At 70.9% G+C, this 19,553-nt stretch carries 15 protein-coding genes; 9 read left to right on the forward strand and 6 right to left on the reverse strand.

Annotated features, from left to right (window positions below; genetic code table 11):
- The first annotated feature begins 57 nt into the window (after window positions 1–57).
- Entirely contained in the window at window positions 58–453 is a 396-nt protein-coding gene (locus NWFMUON74_RS22360; protein ID WP_187683783.1) for a hypothetical protein, read from the forward strand.
- Between the two features lie 140 nt (window positions 454–593).
- Window positions 594–824 (forward strand): hypothetical protein, encoded by a 231-nt coding sequence (locus NWFMUON74_RS22365; RefSeq protein WP_187683784.1) that lies wholly within the window; start codon window positions 594–596, stop codon window positions 822–824.
- Window positions 825–886: 62 nt separating this feature from the next.
- Here NWFMUON74_RS22365 and glpK (NWFMUON74_RS22370) read toward each other — a convergent pair whose 3' ends face one another.
- Both glpK (NWFMUON74_RS22370) and NWFMUON74_RS22375 read right to left on the reverse strand, forming a co-directional pair.
- Window positions 887–2,428 (reverse strand): glycerol kinase GlpK, encoded by a 1,542-nt coding sequence (gene glpK, locus NWFMUON74_RS22370; RefSeq protein WP_187683785.1) that lies wholly within the window; start codon window positions 2,426–2,428, stop codon window positions 887–889.
- A gap of 82 nt (window positions 2,429–2,510) precedes the next feature.
- A complete protein-coding gene (locus NWFMUON74_RS22375; RefSeq protein ID WP_187683786.1) occupies window positions 2,511–3,272 on the reverse strand; it encodes an IclR family transcriptional regulator in 762 nt (253 codons plus the stop codon).
- Between the two features lie 291 nt (window positions 3,273–3,563).
- On the opposite strand from NWFMUON74_RS22375, the gene NWFMUON74_RS22380 reads away from it, so the two are divergent.
- From NWFMUON74_RS22380 to NWFMUON74_RS22390, 3 genes are read left to right on the forward strand one after another with little or no spacing between them, the layout of a single operon-like run.
- On the forward strand, window positions 3,564–4,370 hold the full coding sequence (locus NWFMUON74_RS22380; RefSeq protein ID WP_187683787.1) for an MIP/aquaporin family protein: 807 nt from the start codon (window positions 3,564–3,566) through the stop codon (window positions 4,368–4,370).
- 45 nt (window positions 4,371–4,415) lie between these two features.
- Window positions 4,416–5,936 carry a glycerol kinase GlpK gene (gene glpK, locus NWFMUON74_RS22385; RefSeq protein WP_187683788.1) on the forward strand — a complete coding sequence of 507 codons (1,521 nt, stop codon included), beginning with the start codon at window positions 4,416–4,418 and terminating at the stop codon, window positions 5,934–5,936.
- Between the two features lie 31 nt (window positions 5,937–5,967).
- The gene (locus NWFMUON74_RS22390) at window positions 5,968–7,644 is read left to right on the forward strand and encodes a glycerol-3-phosphate dehydrogenase/oxidase (protein WP_187683789.1); all 1,677 of its coding nucleotides are present in this window, start codon (window positions 5,968–5,970) and stop codon (window positions 7,642–7,644) included.
- Between the two features lie 37 nt (window positions 7,645–7,681).
- Here the strand turns inward: NWFMUON74_RS22390 and NWFMUON74_RS22395 are convergent, their stop codons facing one another.
- Window positions 7,682–8,095, reverse strand: a complete 414-nt coding sequence (locus tag NWFMUON74_RS22395; RefSeq protein ID WP_187683790.1) for a protease inhibitor I42 family protein — start codon at window positions 8,093–8,095, stop codon at window positions 7,682–7,684.
- A 157-nt stretch (window positions 8,096–8,252) separates the two neighbouring features.
- Entirely contained in the window at window positions 8,253–9,059 is an 807-nt protein-coding gene (locus NWFMUON74_RS22400; RefSeq protein WP_187683791.1) for an SAM-dependent methyltransferase, read from the reverse strand.
- A gap of 108 nt (window positions 9,060–9,167) precedes the next feature.
- Between NWFMUON74_RS22400 and NWFMUON74_RS22405 the strand changes: the two genes are divergently transcribed.
- The gene (locus tag NWFMUON74_RS22405; RefSeq protein WP_187683792.1) at window positions 9,168–11,339 is read left to right on the forward strand and encodes a putative bifunctional diguanylate cyclase/phosphodiesterase; all 2,172 of its coding nucleotides are present in this window, start codon (window positions 9,168–9,170) and stop codon (window positions 11,337–11,339) included.
- 191 nt (window positions 11,340–11,530) lie between these two features.
- Here the strand turns inward: NWFMUON74_RS22405 and NWFMUON74_RS22410 are convergent, their stop codons facing one another.
- Both NWFMUON74_RS22410 and NWFMUON74_RS22415 read right to left on the reverse strand, forming a co-directional pair.
- Window positions 11,531–13,513, reverse strand: coding sequence for a helix-turn-helix transcriptional regulator (locus NWFMUON74_RS22410; RefSeq protein WP_197986895.1), 1,983 nt, complete (start codon window positions 13,511–13,513; stop codon window positions 11,531–11,533).
- Between the two features lie 587 nt (window positions 13,514–14,100).
- Entirely contained in the window at window positions 14,101–15,543 is a 1,443-nt protein-coding gene (locus NWFMUON74_RS22415; RefSeq protein WP_187683794.1) for a DHA2 family efflux MFS transporter permease subunit, read from the reverse strand.
- A 242-nt stretch (window positions 15,544–15,785) separates the two neighbouring features.
- Between NWFMUON74_RS22415 and NWFMUON74_RS22420 the strand changes: the two genes are divergently transcribed.
- Genes NWFMUON74_RS22420 through NWFMUON74_RS22430 form a run of 3 tightly spaced genes read left to right on the forward strand, consistent with a single transcriptional unit; the run spans window position 15,786 to window position 19,525 of the window.
- The gene (locus NWFMUON74_RS22420) at window positions 15,786–16,448 is read left to right on the forward strand and encodes a TetR/AcrR family transcriptional regulator (protein ID WP_187683795.1); all 663 of its coding nucleotides are present in this window, start codon (window positions 15,786–15,788) and stop codon (window positions 16,446–16,448) included.
- Between the two features lie 49 nt (window positions 16,449–16,497).
- Window positions 16,498–17,373: a menaquinone biosynthetic enzyme MqnA/MqnD family protein gene (locus NWFMUON74_RS22425; RefSeq protein ID WP_187683796.1), complete on the forward strand. Its 876-nt coding sequence runs from the start codon at window positions 16,498–16,500 to the stop codon at window positions 17,371–17,373.
- 34 nt (window positions 17,374–17,407) lie between these two features.
- A complete protein-coding gene (locus NWFMUON74_RS22430; protein ID WP_187683797.1) occupies window positions 17,408–19,525 on the forward strand; it encodes an AMP-binding protein in 2,118 nt (705 codons plus the stop codon).
- Window positions 19,526–19,553 lie beyond the last annotated feature (28 nt).

The raw sequence follows: 19,553 nt of genomic DNA on the forward strand, positions 1-19,553 counted from the left end.
CCGGTTCTTACCTCTCGGGTAATCGCCGCGGCGAGCGGCGGCGGGCATGCTCGAACCATGACATCGACTCAGGAATCGGGCACCGACCGCACCCTGGCAGCGGCACTGCGGGGCCTGGCCGCCGGGCGGATCGCGCTGGGCGCGGCAGCCCTGCTGGCGCCCCGTCAGCTCGGCCGCGCGCTCGGCATCCGGCTCTCGCCCGAATCGGTCTACCTCACCAGGATTTTCGGCGCCCGAGCGGTGGCACTGGGCCTCGGCTATCTGACCGCGCCCGCGACGGAGCGGCCACGCTGGCAGCGCCTCGCCCTCATGGTGGACATCCTCGACACCACCCACGGCGCGGGCCATCTCGCCCGCGGCGACGTCGCCCGCTCGGCATCGGCGCCCCTGGTCGCCCTCACCGCCACCTATATGGCGATCGGCGCGACCCGCCTCGCCCGCGACCTGCGCTGAGCGAGTCGCTCGGGAGATGCGCGCGGCATCCCTCTATTCTTGGGCCCGCAATCGCGGCGAACGTCGGCCGGAAACCCGATTTACCTGGACAAACGACCGACATTCACCGCATCCGATCCACGAATTGAGGAGGAACCCCGATGCGATTCGTCAAGACCGGCGCAGCCGCCCTCGCCCTGACCGGCGCGACCGTACTGGGCTCCGGCGTCGCCCACGCCGACGAGACCATCACCATCACGACCGAACTGCTGGGCTGCTCACTCCAGAACAACATCGGCCTCAGCGTCCTGGCCGGCGTGCAGCCCGGCACGTCACTGACCGTCTCCGACGAGGTCTACGCCGACCTGCAAACCCACGGTTGCCTGGTCTGATCCGGCCACGCCCCGCCCGCCGCATGCGCGGAGGGCGGGGCGCGCGCTCCGCGACTCCATGACTATCGGGGCTCGGTTCGTCGTGTGGGAGCATCCCGCATATGCGAGGGGCGGGCCCAGCCGAAGGTGAGGGATACGGCGCGTTGCCAGTTGGCGTACTCGGCGGCGCGGAGGTGGGGGTTCATGTGGGGCAGCCATTGGGCGGCTACTCGCCAATTTCCGCGTAGCCCTTGGAGGTCCGGCCAGTAGCCGACGGCCAGGCCTGCGGCGTAGGCGGCGCCGAGGGAGACGGTTTCGGCGACGAAGGGGCGCATGACCGGGATGTCGAGGACGTCGGAGACGATCTGCATCAGAAGGTTGTCGGAGGTCATGCCGCCGTCCACGCGCAGGGCGCGGGCCTGCAGGCCGGAGTCGGCGTTCATGGCGTCGACCACCTCGCGGGTCTGCCAGGCGGTGGCCTCGAGGACCGCGCGGGCCAGGTGGCCCTTGGTGACGTAGGAGGTGAGGCCGATCAGCAGGCCGCGGGCGTCGCTGCGCCAGTGTGGGGCGTAGAGGCCGGAGAAGGCGGGGACGAGGTAGCAGCCGCCGTTGTCTTCGACTGTGCGCGCGAGGGTTTCGATCTCCGGCGCGGTGGCGACCAGCCCGATGTTGTCGCGCACCCACTGCACCAGCGAGCCGGTCATGGCGATCGGCCCCTCCAGCGCGTACACCGGCTCGTCGGCGATCTGGTAGCCGATCGTGGTGAGCAGGCCGTGCCGGGAGCGCACCAGTTCGGTGCCGGTATTCATCATCAGGAAGCCGCCGGTGCCGTAGGTGCACTTGGTTTCCCCACGGGCGAAACAGGTTTGGCCGAACAACGCCGCGTGCTGATCACCCAGCGCGGCGGCGATCGGCAACCCCGGCACCGGGTGGCGGACGGTACCGAACGACGCGGTCGAGGGCTGGATGCTCGGCAGCATCACGGCGGGAATCCCGAACAACCGCAACAACTCCGGCGACCACGCGCGAGTGGCCAGATCCATCAGCAGGGTGCGGCTGGCGTTGGTGACGTCGGTGACGTGCAGGCCACCGTCCACGCCGCCGGTGAGGTTCCAGATCAGCCAGCTCTCCATCGTGCCGAACAGCACCTCGCCGCGTTCGGCCCGCTCGCGCAGGCCGGGCACCGTATCGAGCAGCCACCGCAGCCGCGGCGCGGCGAAATAGGTGGTGAGCGGCAGTCCGGAGAGCGCCCGGAGGCGTTCGGCGCCGGGCGCGCCCGCCAACTCCCGAACCAGTTCCTCGGTGCGCACGTCCTGCCACACGATCGCGCGGCCGACCGGGACTCCGGTCTCCCGATCCCACACCACGGTGGTCTCGCGCTGGTTCGCGATCCCCACTGCCGCAACCTGTTCCGCGCCCACCCCCGCGTCCCGCAGCACCTGCGGGAGGATGCGCTCCACATTGCGCCAGATCTCGGCCGCGTCCTGTTCGACCCATCCCGGCCGCGGATAGTACTGCCGGTGCTCGCGCTGCGCCACACCCACCAGCCGGGCGCGCTGGTCGAACAGGATGCACCGGCTCGAGGTCGTGCCCTGGTCGATCGCCAGCACGTATCGCTGCGTCATGCGCGGCCACTTCCTGTCGAAATCTGCTGAGCAGCACCATATTCCGTCCTGGACACACCGCCACGGCGGGCCGCGCGGGCGGTCATTGCGCCCCGAGTTCCCGCGACACCGCACCCGCGGCCTCGCGTACGTACCCGACCAACCGCGCCCGCGGCCGCAGCCGGGCGTCACAGAGCCGGTCCACCGCCCCCGCGATTCCGATCGCCCCGACCACGAGCCCGCCGTGCGAGCGCAACGGAGCGGCGAGACCGGCTGCGCCGGAACGGAACTCCTCGATCTCCGCGGCCCATCCGGCCTGCCGGACCGCGGCGATCTCCTGGTTCAGCGCGCCGCGATCGGTGAGAGTCCGATGGGTCAGCGCCACGGGCGCCACGCGCAGCACCTGCGCGGCCAGGTCCGCGTCGGCGGCCAGCAGCACCTTGCCCAGGGCGGTGGCGTGCGCGGGCAGTTCCTGGCCGACCTCCAGAGCCTGCGCGGTGTTGTCGGGCCGAAAAACATGGTGCACCACCACGACCCCGTCGCCACCCGCCCGCGCCGCGATCCGCACGGCCTCGCCGGTCCGGGCGGCCAGCGCGTCGGCCCAGTTGATCGCCCGCGAGCGCAGGTCGTTGGGATCGAGGTAGCCGGTGCCGACCCCGCGCAGCGGCGGGCCCAGCCCGTACTTGCCGCTGCCCGGATCCTGCTCGACGAATCCCACGCCCTGCAGGGTGCGCAGGATGCCGTGCGCGGTCGGTTTCGCCAAGCCCAACACCCCGGCGATCTCCCCCACCCCGAGACGACCGGAGCGGGCGAGCAGCCGCAGCACGGCCGCCGCGCGCTCGATCGACTGAATCGGACCCGGCATGCACGCAACCTAACTCGCCACTGCGGATTCGACGACGCCGAACACGCGCACCGACCCGGCCACCCGGTGGGCAGCCGGTGCCGGCACCGGTACGCCGATCCGCGACCACGCGGTGTGACCTGGGCCGTACCCAGCCGACCACGTCCGGACGGTAGCCTTCGCCACGAGCACGCTCCACCCGTCCTGTTCGACATTGTCGAACGATCACGGTGTTCGAGGCAGCGCCGCGTCCGTAGCGTCGCGGCCAGGACGGTCGCACCGGGGCGGCCGACAGCGGACGGAGGCTCAGCGGTGAACTTCGGGTCGATCTTCCTCAGCGAGGCGCTGGGCACGGGTGTGCTGGCCCTGCTCGGCGTGGGCGTGGTCGCCAATGTGCTGCTCGCGAGGACCAAGGGCTTCGACGGCGGCTGGCTGCTGATCAACTTCGGCTGGGGGCTGGGCGTATTCGGCGGCGTGTACGTCGCCTACAAGACCGGGGGCCACCTCAATCCGGCCGTCACCGTCGGGATCCTGTTCAGCGGCGCGCACGAGTACGCGCCCGGGATCGACATCACCGCCGCCACCACGATCGCCTATCTCGCCGGGCAACTGGTCGGCGCGTTCCTCGGCGCGACCGCCGCCTATCTGGCCTACAAGAAGCATTTCGACGCCGAGCCGGACGCCGGGAAGAAGCTCGGCGTGTTCGCCACCGTCCCCGAAATCCGGTCCTACCGATGGAATTTCGCGACCGAGGTGATCGCCACCTTCGTGCTGGTGCTGGTCATCATCGGCATCGGCCACACCCCGAGCGGACTGGGCCCGCTGGCGGCGGCACTGCTGGTGGTGGGCATCGGCGCGTCGCTGGGCGGCCCGACCGGGTACGCGATCAATCCGGCGCGTGATCTGGGCCCGCGGCTGGCGCACGCGGTTCTGCCGGTGACGCGAACCGCGGCGATGCGGGTTCCCGCCGGAGCGGCCGTCGGCGCGCGGTCGGCCGACGACGCGGAAACCACGGCGCCGCAAGGCAAATACAACGACTGGGCCTACGCCTGGGTGCCCGTGCTCGGCCCGCTGGTCGGCGGCGCACTCGCGGGCCTCGTCGCCGCCGTCGCCTTCTGATCCCCTATCCCCCTCTCCCCCATCACTTCCGCGAAAGGACCCACGATGACCCGGTATGTCGGAGCCATCGACCAGGGCACCACCAGCACCCGCTTCATGGTGTTCGATCACGGCGGCAACGAGGTCACCCGCTGGCAGCTCGAGCACGAGCAGATAATGCCGCGCGCCGGCTGGGTCGAGCACAACCCCGCCGAAATCTGGGAGCGCACCAGCACCGTCATCAAAACCGCACTGGCACACGCGGATCTGACCGCCGAGGACCTGGCGGCGGTGGGCGTCACCAATCAGCGCGAGACCACCATCGTGTGGAACCGGCGCACCGGGCGGCCCTTCTACAACGCCATCGTGTGGCAGGACACCCGCACCAACCGCATCGTCGGCGAACTCGAGCGCGCCGGTCACGCCGACACCATCCGGCACAAGTCCGGTCTGCCGCCCGCGACGTACTTCTCCGGCGGGAAGCTGCGATGGATCCTGGAGAACGTGCCCGGCGTGCGGGAGGCGGCCGAGCGCGGCGACGCGCTGTTCGGCACCCCCGACACCTGGGTGCTGTGGAACCTCACCGGCGGCCCGCGCGGCGGCCACCACGTCACGGACGTGACCAACGCCAGCCGCACCATGCTGATGAACCTCGAGACGCTGGACTGGGACGACGAACTGCTGGAACTGTTCGGAGTGCCGCGCGCGATGCTGCCCGAGATCCGGCCCTCGGTGCATCCGGGCCTGTTCGGCACCACCTCGGCCGACGGCCCGTTCCAGGCCGAGGTGCCGATCGCGGGCGTGGTCGGCGATCAGCAGGCCGCCACCGTCGGCCAGCTGTGCTTCCGGCCCGGCGAGGCCAAGAACACCTACGGCACCGGAAACTTCCTGCTGCTCAACACCGGCGAGGAGATGGTGCGTTCGGAGCACGGACTGCTCACCACCGTCGCCTACCAGTTCGGCGAGCAACGGCCGGTGTACGCGCTGGAGGGCTCGATCGCGGTGACCGGCTCGGCGATCCAGTGGCTGCGCGATCAGCTCGGCATCATTTCCGGTGCGGCACAGAGCGAATCGCTCGCGCGACAGGTCGACGACAACGGCGGGGTGTACTTCGTCCCGGCGTTCTCGGGCCTGTTCGCGCCCTACTGGCGCTCCGACGCGCGCGGCGTCATCGTCGGCCTGTCCCGCTACAGCAACAACGCGCATCTGGCGCGCGCCGCGCTGGAGGCCATCTGTTATCAGACCCGCGATGTCGTGGAGGCCATGCAGGCCGACTCCGGCGTGCGATTGGACGTGCTGCGCGTGGACGGCGGTGTCACCGCCAACGAGCTGTGCATGCAGTTGCAGGCCGACTTCCTCGGGGTGCCGGTGTCGCGGCCGGTGGTGTCGGAGACCACCGCGCTCGGCGCCGCCTACGCCGCCGGGCTCGCGGTCGGCTTCTGGAAGGACGTCGACGAACTGGCCCAGAACTGGCAGGAATCCAAGCGCTGGACCCCGACATCGAGCGAGGAGCAACGCGAACGCGGCTACGCGCGATGGAAGAAGGCAGTGGCCCGCACGCTCGACTGGGTCGACGTCGACGACTGACCCGTACCGAACACGAGAGAGAAATACCGCTGTGACAACACAATTGGATCCGCAGTACCGGGCCGAGGCGCTGCGCTCACTGGGCCGCGACGACATCGACGTCCTGATCATCGGCGGCGGCGTGGTCGGCGCCGGGGCCGCGCTGGACGCCGCCGCGCGCGGCCTGACCACCGTCGTGGTCGAGGCCCGCGACTGGGCGGCCGGCACCTCGAGCCGCTCCAGCAAACTCATCCACGGCGGGCTGCGATATCTGGAGCAGCTGGACTTCGCGCTGGTACGAGAGGCGCTGAAGGAGCGCGGCCTGCTGCTGAACCGGCTCGCCCCGCACCTGGTACATCCGGTGTCGTTCCTGTTCCCGCTGCGGCGGCACTGGGAGCGGCCCTACATCGGCGCGGGCGTCGCGCTCTACGACACCCTCGGCGGGGCCCGCGCACTGCCCATGCACCGGCATCTGAGCCGTTCGCGCGCACTGGAATTCGCGCCCGCGCTGCGCGCCGACGCCCTCACCGGCGCCATCCGCTATTTCGACGCGCAGGTCGACGACGCACGGCACACCATGATGCTGGCCCGCACCGCCGCCCAGCACGGCGCCACCGTCCTGACCCGAACCAAGGTGACGGCATTGCTGCGCGAGCACGATCGGGTGGTCGGCGCGACGGTCACCGATCTCGAGAGCGGGCGCAGCTACGACGTGCGGGCCCGCAGCGTGATCAGCGCGACGGGCGTATGGACCGACGAGATGAACGCCATGACCGGCGTGCCTTTCCCCTTCCGGGTGCGCATGTCCAAGGGCGTGCACATCATGGTGCCGCGCGACCGGCTGGACCTGCACACCGGCCTGATCATGAAGACCGAGAAGAGCGTGCTGTTCGTGATCCCGTGGCGCGAGCACTGGATCATCGGCACCACCGACACCGACTGGTCGCTGGATCGCGACCACCCGGTGGCAACCGCGACGGACGTGCGCTACATCCTCGATCACGTCAATTCCCTACTGCGCGAACCGATTTCCGAGGACGACATCGTCGGCACCTACGCCGGGCTGCGGCCGCTGCTGTCGGGCGCCTCCGACGACACCGCGAAGCTGTCGCGCGAACACGCGGTGGCCGAACCGGTTCCGGGGCTGTTCGTGATCGCGGGCGGCAAATACACCACCTACCGGGTGATGGCCGCCGATGTCGTCGACGCCGCGGTGGCGGGCTTCGGCCGGGCCGTGGCGCCGTCGGTGACCGAGAATCTGCCGGTGCTCGGCGCGGTCGGCTATCACGAATTGCGCGCCGACGCCGGGACGGTCGCGCGCCGGGCGGGCCTGCCGGTCGAGACGGTGACGCATCTGCTCGAGCGGTACGGCTCGCTGGCCACCGAGCTGCTCGCGATGATCGACACCGCGCCGGAGCTGGGCATGCGGCTGCCGGGCGGCGGCGATTATCTCGGCGTGGAGGCGGTGTACGCGGTCACCCACGAGGGCGCGCTGCATCTGGACGACATCCTCACCCGCCGCACCCGCATCTCCATCGAGGTACCCGACCGCGGCCTGGCCGCCGCCGCGGTGGTCGCGGACCTCGTCGCGGGCCATCTGGACTGGGACGAGGCCACCAAGGCCGCCGAACTGGCCCGCTATCGCGACCGGGTCCGGGCCGAACTCACCGCCAACGCGGCCGCCGACGACGTGTCGGCGAACGCGGCCCGGTTGGTGGCGGTGTCCTGAGGAGACGGCCCGGGCCGGATGTCGTTGTGCGGCAGGCTCAGTGCACGGTCACGTCGAGCGAGAACTGCTGCGCCGGGGCGGGGTCACCGGGGCGCACCGAGACCAGGGTCAGGTGGGTGGCGCCGCGATCCCCGGCGGTGAAGGCCCACACCGAGTTGCCGGGGCCGCCGGGCATCAGGTCGCCCGGGTTCTGGCGGAATTGCGGCTCACCCTCCTGCCGCAGCACGGCCTGGTCGAGGTCGGCGACCTGCCAGTGGTAGCCGGTGGACGGGGTGTCCGGCAGGGCCACCACCAGTTCCTGACCGGACGACAGGGTGACAGCCTGGCCGTCGGCGTCCGCGCCCAGCACCACCGGTTCGGCGATCGGCGCGGCGCTCATGCCGGGCAGCGGGTCGGCCGCCGCTATCACGTTCGGCCCACCGGCCGTCAGCGCCAGTCCGAACACAACCATCAGCAAAGGTGTACGCACCACAGTCCTTCCAATTACGTCGAGGCGCTCACACCTTACAGTCGCCGCCGCGGCGGTCGGCCTCGGATCCGCGAAAACGGCTCGGCACCAATTGCTTCCATCCAGCACGACCGCCCGGACCAGTCCTTCCGGCCGTCGTTCACTCCTTGCGGGCGAGACCCCCGTACGCACCGGACAGCTCCGGCCGCTCCCCGACGTCGGCCGGGTTCTCGGGCCGCCACAGCGGCAGGTGCACCAGGCCCGGCTCGAGCAGGGTCCAGTCTCCGAAGAACGCCGCGATCTCGTCCTTGCCGCGCAGCACGATCTCGGTGGAGGTGCGGCCGGAGAGCTTCTGCGCCTCCAGCACCTCCGCGGGCTGCCCGTCCGCGGTGGCGTGCGTGATCGCGATGTAGCTGCCGGGCACGACCGCCTCCTGCAGCCGCGCCACGCAACCGGCGGGGTCGGCGTCATCGGGCACGAAGTGCAGCACCCCGAGCAACAGCACCGCGACGGGCTGGCCGAAGTCCAGCAGCCGGGTCACCTCCGGGTCACCGAGAATCGTCTCGGGATCGGCCATATCGGCCTGCACGACGCTCGCGCGCTCGTTCCCGGCGAGGATCGCCTGGCTGTGCGCGACGGCGACCGGGTCGATATCGACATAGACCACCCGCGACTCGGGATTGCGCGCCTGCGCCACCTCGTGCACGTTGCCGACCGTCGGAATGCCCGAACCGAGGTCGAGGAACTGGGTGATCCCGGCGTCGACCAGGTCGCGCACGCATCGGCGCAGCAGATCCCGGTTGGCGCGCATGGTTTCGGCGACGTTCGGGGTGAACGATTCGATCTGGCGGGCCAGCACCCGATCGATCTCGAAATTGTGCATGCCGCCGACGAAGAAATCGTAGACTCGCGAGGCGCTGGGCCGGTCCAGATCGATTCCCTCGGGCGCCCAACTCGGTCTGGTCATCGCAAAACCTCTCTGCACCGGAAGACGAAGCATCGCAATCGTATTCGAGCAACCTTCGAAACGTGTGCGGTTCACACGCGGCGACGCCGCCGACTAGGATCGAAATTTATGGCGTGGGAAGGGTCCGACGACGTCCTGCACGCCGATCTGGCCGAGCGGTGGGCGGCCGCACTCGGTGGCGGGGCCCGCGATCACGTCGTGCCGCTGAGCGCCGCCGAGGTACGCGACCTGTTGACCGGACTGGCCGCCGACCTGCACGCGGTGTCGCACGCCGGCGGCACCGCACGCGCGGCCGAGGCCGGCGGCCGGCTGGCGCGCGCCCATTTCGTCGGCGACGAGGTGCTGGGCCGCAGCATCGCCGTGCTCAGCACCCACTTCGCGGCCACCGGGGTGAACGCGCACCGGGCCGCGGAGGTGCTGGCCGCCTTCGCCTCCGGTTATGTGCGGGCGTTCCGGGCCTGGTTGCTGAGCGAACAGGAGAGCGTGCACGCCGCGGATCTGGCCGCGCGGCAGCTGGCCGAACAGCGGCTGCGCACCAGTGAGGCGCGGTTGCGGGCGGTGTTCTCGCAGGCGGGGATCGGCACCGGGCTGTCGGATATGACCGGCCGCATCATCGAGGTCAACCACGCCTTCGCCGCGCTGCTGGGCTACCGGCCCGAGGAAATGGCCGAACTCAACGTCGCCGAGCTCACCCATCCCGACGACCCCCCGGAGATGTGGCAGCTGTACGCGGGCGTGCTGCGCGGCGACCACGACAACGTGCAGCTGGAGAAGGCATATCGGCACCGCGACGGCCACACGGTATGGACCAATATCAACGTGTCGCTCATCCGCGACGAACAGGGCCTGCCGCAGTACACGCTGGTGCTGGTGGAGGACATCTCCGAGCAGCGCGTGCTGCGCGAGCGGCTGCACTACCGCGCCCACCACGACCCGCTCACCGGGCTGGCCAACCGGAGCCGCTTCTTCGACGCGCTCACCACCGCGTTCGCCGATCCGGACGCCCGCGTCGGGCTCTGCTACGTCGATCTGGACCACTTCAAGAGCGTCAACGACACCTTCGGTCACGCCGCGGGCGACGAACTGCTGACCCAGGCCGCCGCGCGCCTGAGCGCCTGCATCACCGAGCCGGATCATCTGGTGGCGCGCATGGGCGGCGACGAGTTCGTGGTCCTGGTGCCCCGCGCGGCCAGCGGCGGCGACCTCGCGCGGCTGGCCCGTACGGTGCTGGACGCGTTCACCCGGCCCTTCGACATCCACGGCCATCGGCTCAATGTCAGCGCCAGCGTCGGGGTGACGGTACAGCGCGCGGGGCACACCAGCACCGACGAGCTGCTGCAGGCCGCCGACACCACCATGTACTGGGCCAAGGCCGACGGCCGCGGCCGCTACGCGATGTTCGACGCCGACCGCCGCCGCCGCGAGCACACCCGCGCCGAGTTGTCCGCGGCGATGCCCGCGGCGCTGGGCCGGGGCGAGTTCTTCCTGGACTTCCAGCCGATCGTCGCGCTCAGCGGCCGGGCGCCGGTGGCGGTGGAGGCGCTGGTCCGCTGGCGGCATCCGGATCTCGGCGTACTCACCCCGGCCCGGTTCGTGGAGCTGGCCGAGGACGGCGGGCACATCGGAGCGCTGGGCGCGGTCGTGCTCACCGACTCCTGCCGCGCCGCACGCGATTGGCACGACAGCTACGGCCCGCGCACGCCGGTGCTCAGCGTCAATGTCTCGGCCGCGGAGGTGGCCGACCCGACCTGGCTGGACCGGGTGCGGCGGACCATCGACGACACCGGGATCGACCCGCACCGGCTGCAGCTGGAGCTGACCGAGCGGGCGTTCATGCACGCGGCCGGTCGGCCGCTGCAGGCCCTGCGCGCGCTCGCCGAGGCCGGGGTGCGCATCGCCATCGACGACTTCGGCACCGGCTACTCGAATCTGGCCTACCTCGGCCGACTGCCGCTGCACGTGGTGAAGCTGGCCGGGCCGTTCATCCACCGCATCCGCACGCCCGGCACGTCCAGCCGCAGCGACCTGCTGGTGCTGCAGAGCATCATCGATCTGAGCCATCAGCTGGGCCTCACCGTCACCGCCGAATGCGTGGAGACCCAGCACCAGGCCGAGCGGCTGCTGGACATGGGCTGCGATACCGCGCAGGGCTGGTTCTTCCACCACCCGATGCCGTCCGAGCAGATCGCGAAGGTGCTGGCCGAGACCGAATTCACCTGGCCGCCCGCGCTATTCGAGCCGGGCCTGCCCGGGCGGCCGGAGCCGCGGCCCAGGCGGTGACGGCCCCGGCCTCGCGAGGCGCGGCGTACCGCGATGACCGGGGCCGCGGCTGATCTCCCGACCAAACCCGCACCCGCCCGGGCGTCGTGTTGCACACTTATTCACTATGCTCACGATCTACTACGGGTTGTTCCTCCTGCTGCTGGAGGGCGAAAAGCTCTTGGAGCAGATCCTGCAGCAGTGACGCCGGCTCATACCGCCTCCGTCCGCTCCGGCTCGCTCCCGCCGAGCACGACCGCCAGGTCGGTGCGGCGGGTGACGCCGAGCTTGCGATAGACGCGAGTGAGGTGCTGTTCGACGGTACTGGTGGTGATGTGCAGATCCCGCGCGATGTCGCGATTGCGGCACCCGGCCGCCGCCAGCCGCGCCACCTTCAGTTCCGACGGGCTCAGCGTGTCGAGGGCCCCGCGCGGATTGTCGGTCGGCGGCACCGAGTGCAGGCCCGGCGCGCGAGCACCCGCCAGCCGCGCCCGCAACGGTTCCGCGCCGCACTGTTCGGCCAGCCGCAGGGCCCGGCGCGTCGCGGTGCGCGCCCGATCCCGCTCCCCGATGTCGAGGTATGCCTGCGCGAGATCGGCCAGCGCCGTGGCCAATTCGAGCCTGTCGGGACCCGCTCCGGCGATTTCGGTCGCCTTGCGCAACAGCCCCACCCGCTGTGCGGGCGCGCTGGTCGCGGCGACCAACCGTAACGAGGTCGCGCCGCTGGAATGCCGGGTGGCGCCGCGAATGTGGTGCACGTGCGCCGCCGCCCATCGGCGCGCCGCGGCCATGTCGCCGGCCGCCACATACGTCTCGGCCAGATCGTTGCGCCAGGCCGCTATGCCCGGAATGTCCATGCGCCAGCGCCGCATTCGCTCGCCGCACAGCGTGAAATCCGCCAGCGCCGCCTCGTGCTCGCCGAGGGCGAGCCGGTAGCGGCCCCGCGCGCGCAGATAGTGCAGGCCGATCCGGGACAACGGCACCGTGTCGGGCAGTTCGGTGTCGAGGTAGGCGGCGGCCTCGCGATAGCGCCCCGCCGCCGTCGACGCCTCTACCAGGCCGGCGACCGCCAAACCCGCATAGATGCCCAGACTTTCGCCGCGCACCCGGCCCAGCGCGCTGCCCGCGTGCCCGATGGCGGCGTCCAGCGCGCCCGCGCGCACGAACATCGCCGACCGCCAGATCGCGAAGATCGACTGCCAGGCCGGCGCCCGCCGCGCCGCCGCCTCCAGCATCAGCGACTCGCACCAGATCGCCGCCGAATCCAGCCGGTCGCTGTAGACCATGCCGTCGAGCACCATCAGCAGCGCGCCGAAGGTGGTGTCGTCGAGGCGGTGCGCACGCACCAGCCGCTGCGCCCGCGCCATGGCGTGGTCACACGCGCCGTGGGTGAACACGTCCGACAGCAGGCGGGCCGCGTCGGCGTCGGATTCGGCCCAGCCGCTGCGCAGATACGCTGCGGCACGGTCGGATTCGGCGACTCGGGCCGGGTCCTCGGCCCCGTCCAGCAGGCCCGGATAATGACAGGCCAGCCATTCCCGCAGCGCCGACCAGCCCGCGACGCCGGTCTCGTCCCCGGCGCGGGCGGCGGCGCGCAGGAACCGCAGCGCCACCGCCGCGTCGCCGGTGCGGCCGTGCCACAGCAGGTAGCGGGCCGCCATGGGCAGGCACGCCACCGGCATCGCGCCCCCGCGCACCGCCACCAGCAGCCGGGCGAAGCTGCGGTTGGACGTCGACGGGTTGAGCCGCCAGCGGATCATCGCCAGCATCATCAGCATGACCGCGCGGTCGGCGTCATCGCCGGACAGGCGGCAGGCCAATTCGAGATAGTCGATGGCGCGGTGGATCTCGTCGTCGGCGATGGCGTCCTCGGCGGCCGCACGCAACACCGGCACCGCCCACGGCATCCGGACGTCGTCGGCGCCGAGCAGGTGATCGGCCACCCGCACGGCCGGCGCTCCGCCGTCCTCGAGCACCTGCGCGATCCGGCGGTGCAGCCGCTGCCGCACCGCGACCGGCGCCTCGCGCAACACCGCGTCGCGGACGTCGCGCCGCCGGAACTGCGCGTACGCCACCAGATTCGCCGCGGTGAGATCGCGCACCAGCGCTCGCACCACGGCCGGTTCCGCGTCCAGCACGCGCGCCATGATCCACAGCGCGGTCGGCTGATCCAGTACTGCCAGCAGTTGCGCCACTCGAACCCGTCCGACGCCGCCGCGGCGTAGGAAGGCCAATGCCGCCGGCACCGACCAGGTTCGACCGCGCCCCCCGGCAGAAACGGTCCCACCCGAAATTCTCTGTTCCGATTCTGCGATTCTTTCAACTGCTACCAAGGGAAGCACCCTTACCCAACAGACCGGTCGCTGATTTGTGCGGCCGGTAACGGATACGGTACGAGGACCCCGGCGTCCACCGCTCGTCATGGTAATCGCGTGAACGGCCGAATGTGTTCACAGCGATTTCGGGTAACTACCCCGCGAACCGTGTTCCGCGACAGCGGAATTCGCCGGAAGATCCCATGTTTCACCCACATTGTCTCGATATCCCCCCGCCGGCCGAGCGACCCGAACAAGAACTTGTTCATCGTAAATTATGCACGTCTGCCGGAAAAATGGCGACTTCCGCGCACACGCCGATCAGGCGTATCGGATATTCCGATACGCCCGGTCGGGATCGATAGATTTTTCGAATTGCGCGCTGCCGGCGTCAGCCGCCTTTCCGCCCCGAGCGGCGGCCTGCGCCGGTCCCGCTCGGGGCCCTGAAATTCATGCTATGAGTTCGGTCACACACGGTCCGCGCCCACCGGCCGCGCGTCGGTCATCGGCAGGGCCGCCAGCACCACCGGCACCATCGCCGCGGCGGCGAACCAGAACACCGCGTGCAGCCCGTCCAGCCAGCCCGTGGTGACAGTGGTGGTGATCGCCGCGAACGCCGCGATACCGAGGCCACCGCCCATCTGCCGGGCGGTCATGCTCATGCCGTACCCGGAGGCGAACTTCTCCTGCGGCACCGACGTCGCCGCCGCCGAGGACACCGCGGTCATCAGCAGCCCGATCGCCAGCCCGGACAGCAGCCCGACCGGCAGCCACACCGCCAGGAACCGCGTCTGCTCGTGCAGCAGCAGTGCGAACAGCACCCCGGAGACGCCGAACAGCACCGCACCGGCGATCGTCGCGAGCCGCTGGATGTCTGGATGCTTGGACTTGCCGACGACACCGGCGCCGATCGCGGCGGTGAACGCGCCCGGCGAATTCGCCAGTCCCGCTTCCCAGATCGAGTACTTCCAGACCACGATGGTGTACAGCGGGCAGGCCAGCAGCCAGGCGAACATCGCGATGCCGAACAGGAACGACACGGCGCTGGCGGCGGCGAATTTCCGGTCGGCCCACAGCTGCACCTCGAACACCGGCACCCGGTGCCGCATCGAGCGCAGGATCCCGGCGGCCAGCAGCACCAGTCCGCCCACCGTCGCGGCGATGAAACCGGCACTGAGCCAACCCCATTCGCCACCCTGGGTGAGTCCGACCACGACCGTGCCGACACCGAGCGCGATCAGTATCGCGCCCAGCGGATCGGGCCGCTCCCGCACCTCGGGCTTGATCTCGGGCAGCCAGTTGCGGCCGATCACGAAGGCCACCAGGCCGACCGGGACGTTGATCAGGAACACCGCGCGCCAGTCCCAGGCCCACACCAGCAGCCCGCCGAGCGCGGGACCGAAGGCGGCGGCCGCGGAGGAGGCCGCCGCCCAGGCCGCCACCGCCGCGACCCGGCGCTCGGGCGGGTAGGCGCCCAGTACCAGGCCGAGGGCGGCGGGGATCATGCCACCGGCCGCGAGGCCCTGCAAAAACCTTGCGCCGATGAGGAATTCGACGGTCGGCGCCGCGGTGCACAGCGCGGAGGCTATGGTGAACGCGAGCAGCGACCACAGGAAGACCGCCTTGCGGCCGAACACGTCGGCGTAGCGGCCCACGGGGGTGAGCACAGCCGCGAAGAACACGGCGTATCCCGACACCACCCACGACAGTGTCGGCAGCGCGGTGCCGGGGAAGCTCTCGAAGATGTCCGAGAACGCGACGTTCACCACGGACATGTCGAGGAAGGCCACGAAGGTGGCCACCGAGGTGATCAGCAGGACCCGCCGCGGCTCGATCGGCGCGCGGGCTCCTGCGGGGAGGGGGTATGCCGACGCCTGGGTCGAGACCTTGTCGGCGACGTCGTCAGTCATCGTCCACCTGCCGGGGAATCACGAGAGGGCACATCGGGAAGACCTCACAGTCTGTTGAACCGAACGTTCGTGCGGGATCATTAACGCACGATCGTTCGGTCAGGTCAAGACGGACTGCACGGCTCTTCCATCGAAATCCCACGAATTCTCGCCCGGACCGGCAAGTCTGGCCGAACGATCGTTCGGCTAAGATGGTTAGCGAGGGGTACCAGCCAGGGGTTGTGAAAAGGAGACACGGGTCGATGACGGAGACTCGCCCGGCACGCGGCCACGACACCCGCCGTGCCATCCTGCGTGAAGCGGTCCAGGTCGGCGCGGTGGAGGGCCTGGACAGGCTCACCATCGGCCGGCTCGCCACCGCCCTCGGCGCCAGCAAGAGCGGCGTGTTCGGGCTGTTCGGGTCCAAGGAGGAACTCCAGCTGGCCGCGATCGAGGAGGCCAAGTCGACCTTCATCGCGGAGGTGATCGGCCCGGCGCTGCGGCGGCCCTCGGGCATCGAGCGGCTGCGCACGCTGTGCGAGGCCTGGCTCGACCACACCAGCCGGGATGCCGCGGCCGACGGCGCCTGCTTCTTCCTGTCGGTCGGCTCCGAGTTCGGGTCGCGACCCGGGCGGGTGCGCGACGCCATCGTCTCGGTGTGGCAGCAGTGGCACGACTTTCACCGCCAGACCATCGTGGAGGCCCAGCAACTGGGCGAGATCACCGCCGCGACCGACCCGGCGCAGCTGGCCTTCGAGCTAGCGGCCATCGAGCGCAGCGCGGTGGCCGACTCGACGCTGCTCGACGACACGGCCGTGTTCGACCGGGCCCGCACCGCGATGCTGCGGCTGCTGCGCGAGCACGCCACCGACCCCGAACGGATCCCCGTGCCGCCGCACAGTCGTGCGGCCGACCGGCGAGCTTAGGGGACGCGTAGGGGTTACCGCTCCCGGGTGATTGGACAACAGTGGGCCTATGCGCTCAGTGTCCGGCCCGGGTGCCCGCCATCGGCACCGCACGACCGTGCGGCAACGTCCGCGGGTCGGCCATATCGACTTCCTCAACTGGCTGCCCATCCTGTGGGGGCTGGCCCGCACCGGGAACCTGATCGAACTGGATCTGGTGCGCGGCACCCCCGACGACCTCAGCGACGCCCTCGCCGCCGGTTCGCTCGATCTGGGCCCCATCAGTCTGGTCGAATACCTTTCGCACACAGACGAATTGGAGCTGCTTCCGGATCTGGCCATCGGCTGTGACGGGCCGGTCATGTCGTGTCTCATCGTGAGCCGGGTGCCGCTGGACCGGCTCGACGGCGTCCCGGTGGCACTGAGTTCGACCAGCCGCACCTCGGTGCGGCTGGCCCGGCTGCTGCTCAGCGACTACGTCGGGGTGCGGCCGCGATTCTTCGTCAGCCCGCCCGATCCGGCGCTCATGTTCACCCAGGCCCCGGCCGCGGTGCTGATCGGCGACGTCGCGCTGCGCACGGCGCTGTTCGAGGCGCCCGAGCGGGGCCTGGTGGTGCACGACCTGGGCCGGATGTGGCGGGAGTGGACCGGGCTGCCGTTCGTCTTCGCCGTGCTCGGTGTACGACGCGAATTCGCTGTGCGCGAACCGGATTCCGTGCGCCGGGTGCACGCCGACCTGCTGGCGGCCCGCGATGTGGCGCTGGCGGAGATGGACGAGCTGTGCGAGCGGGCAGCGCGCTGGGAGGAATTCGACGCGGACACGCTGCGGCGCTACTACACCGGCGCGCTGGACTTCGACCTCGGGCCACGACATCTGGAGGGCATCGCCGAGTTCGCGCGGCGGACCGGGTTTCGCACCGATCTCACTGCCGCGCTACCGGCGTGACAGGCGGCGGTGCGCGATGACAGCGGGAGGTTCGATGACGGCAACGGTGGATCTGAGCCCGGCGGCTCGGGTCGACGCCCTGGCCCGGCAGGCCGGGCGCCGGGTCGCGGTGGTGTACGAGGGCGGCACCTACAGCTACGACGTGCTCGCCGGGCAGTCCCGGCGGCTGGCCGCGGCGCTGGCCGACGGTGGCGCGGGCGAGGGCGACCGCGTGGTGTACCTGGGCGGCAACAGCGTCGCCTTCCTTGCGACCTTTCTCGCCACCGCACGGCTGGGATCGGTGTTCGTGCCGGTGAATTCGCGGCTGACCGCTGCGGAGGTGGCGGTGATCCTCGCGGACTGCGCGCCGCACACCCTCGTGGTCGAACCCGGGCACCGGGAGATCGCCGAGGCGGCCGGAAGCGCCGCCCGGTTGCTGCTCGTGCCCGGCGACCCAGGACAGGATCCGGACGAAAAGCCCGGGGGCGCTTGGGAAGTACTGCCGCCGACCACCGGTGACACGGTCGCCGACCCGGTTGCGTGCCCGGCCGATCGGCCCGCCATGCTCGCCTACACCTCGGGCACCACGGGCAGGCCCAAGGGTGTGCGGCTGACGCACGGGAATCTGTGGTGGAACGGCCTCAACCTGGACATGGTGGCGCCCGCGGCACCGCTGGACGTCACCCTGGTCGTGGCTCCCCTGTTCCACACCGCGCCACTGGGCTGTTTCACCTTGCGCACCCTGCTGCGCGGCGGAACGGTGGTGCTGCGCCGCGACTTCCAGGCCCCGCGGATGCTGGCGGATCTGGTCGACTACCGGGTCACCACCGTCTTCGCGGTACCGGCCATGTTCGCTGCGGTCGCGGCCCTGCCCGGCTTCCCGGCGGCGGATCTGTCGGCGCTGCGCACCGCGGTCACCGCCGGTGCGCCCGCGCCCGCACCGCTGATCGGCCGCTACCTCGACCGCGGCATCGCGCTGCAGCAGGCGTACGGGCTCACCGAGACGCTGTTCGTCACCTGCCTGCCCGCCGACCGGACCGCCGAGCACGCCTCGTCGGCCGGACTCGCTCTGCCCTACACCGAGATTCGCATCATCGACCCGGCCGCCGGGACACCGGTCGCGCCGGGCGAGCCCGGTGAGGTGTGCCTGCGCGCGCCGACGGTGACCAGCGGGTATCGCAACGCCCCCGAGGCGACCGCGGCCGCGTTCGCCGACGGCTGGTTCCGCACCGGCGATATCGGCTATCTGGACCGCGGCGGCTGTCTGTACCTGGTCGACCGGCGCAAGGACATGATCATCGTGGGCGGCGACAACGTGTACTCGGCCGAGGTCGAGCAGGTGCTGGCGCGCTGTCCCGGCGTGACCGATGTGGCGGTGGTCGGGATGCCCGATCCGCACGAGGGCGAGAGCGTGGTCGCGATCGTGAGCGGCCACGCCGACCTCCGTCCCACGCTGGCCGACCTGCGGCGCTTCGCCGAGCGCGAGCTGGCGGGCTACAAGCTGCCGACGCGAGTGGTGCATGCCGAGCAGATCCCGCGCAATGCGATGGGCAAGATCGACAAGGTCGTCATCCGGGCGGCGCTGGCCGACGCGGATCACGCCGTGTTCGCCGCAGAACCGGACGATCGGTCGCCAGACGAACAGCCCTCCACCGCAACACCTTCCACGACGCCGCCCGCGTGGTTGCGGGCGCTGCCGTCGCTGCCGCCCGACGAGCAATACCGCGTCGTGTTCGACGTCGTGGCGGCGAGCCTCGCCCGCACCATCCGCGGCGCGCCGCGGGTGCCGGCCGCCGAGGATCGGCTGCGCGACATCGGCCTGGGCTCGCTGGCGGCGGTGGAGCTGGCCCGTCACCTCGGCGCCACCTTCCACCTCGACCTGCCCACCACCACCCTGTTCGATCACGCCACGGTCGGTGGGCTGGTCCGGCAGCTGTGCGACCGGATCACCGCCGCCGGGGCGCGGCCGCCCGTGCTGAAGCTGATCGCGGAATTCGAACGCGCACTGCGCGATACCCCGTTCGAGCCGGCCGTGCGCGCCGAGCTGCGCGAGCGCCTGCGCGCCTCGCTCAACCAGCTCACCGGCGCGCCGGGCGCCGCCAACCCCGATGTCACCGGCGCCACCGACCGCGAGCTGTTCGCCCTGCTCGACGCCGAACTCGGAACACGCTGAGCCGCTACCAGCACGCCGCTCGCCGACC

The sequence above is a fragment of the Nocardia wallacei genome, assembly GCF_014466955.1.
Taxonomy (GTDB): domain Bacteria; phylum Actinomycetota; class Actinomycetes; order Mycobacteriales; family Mycobacteriaceae; genus Nocardia; species Nocardia wallacei.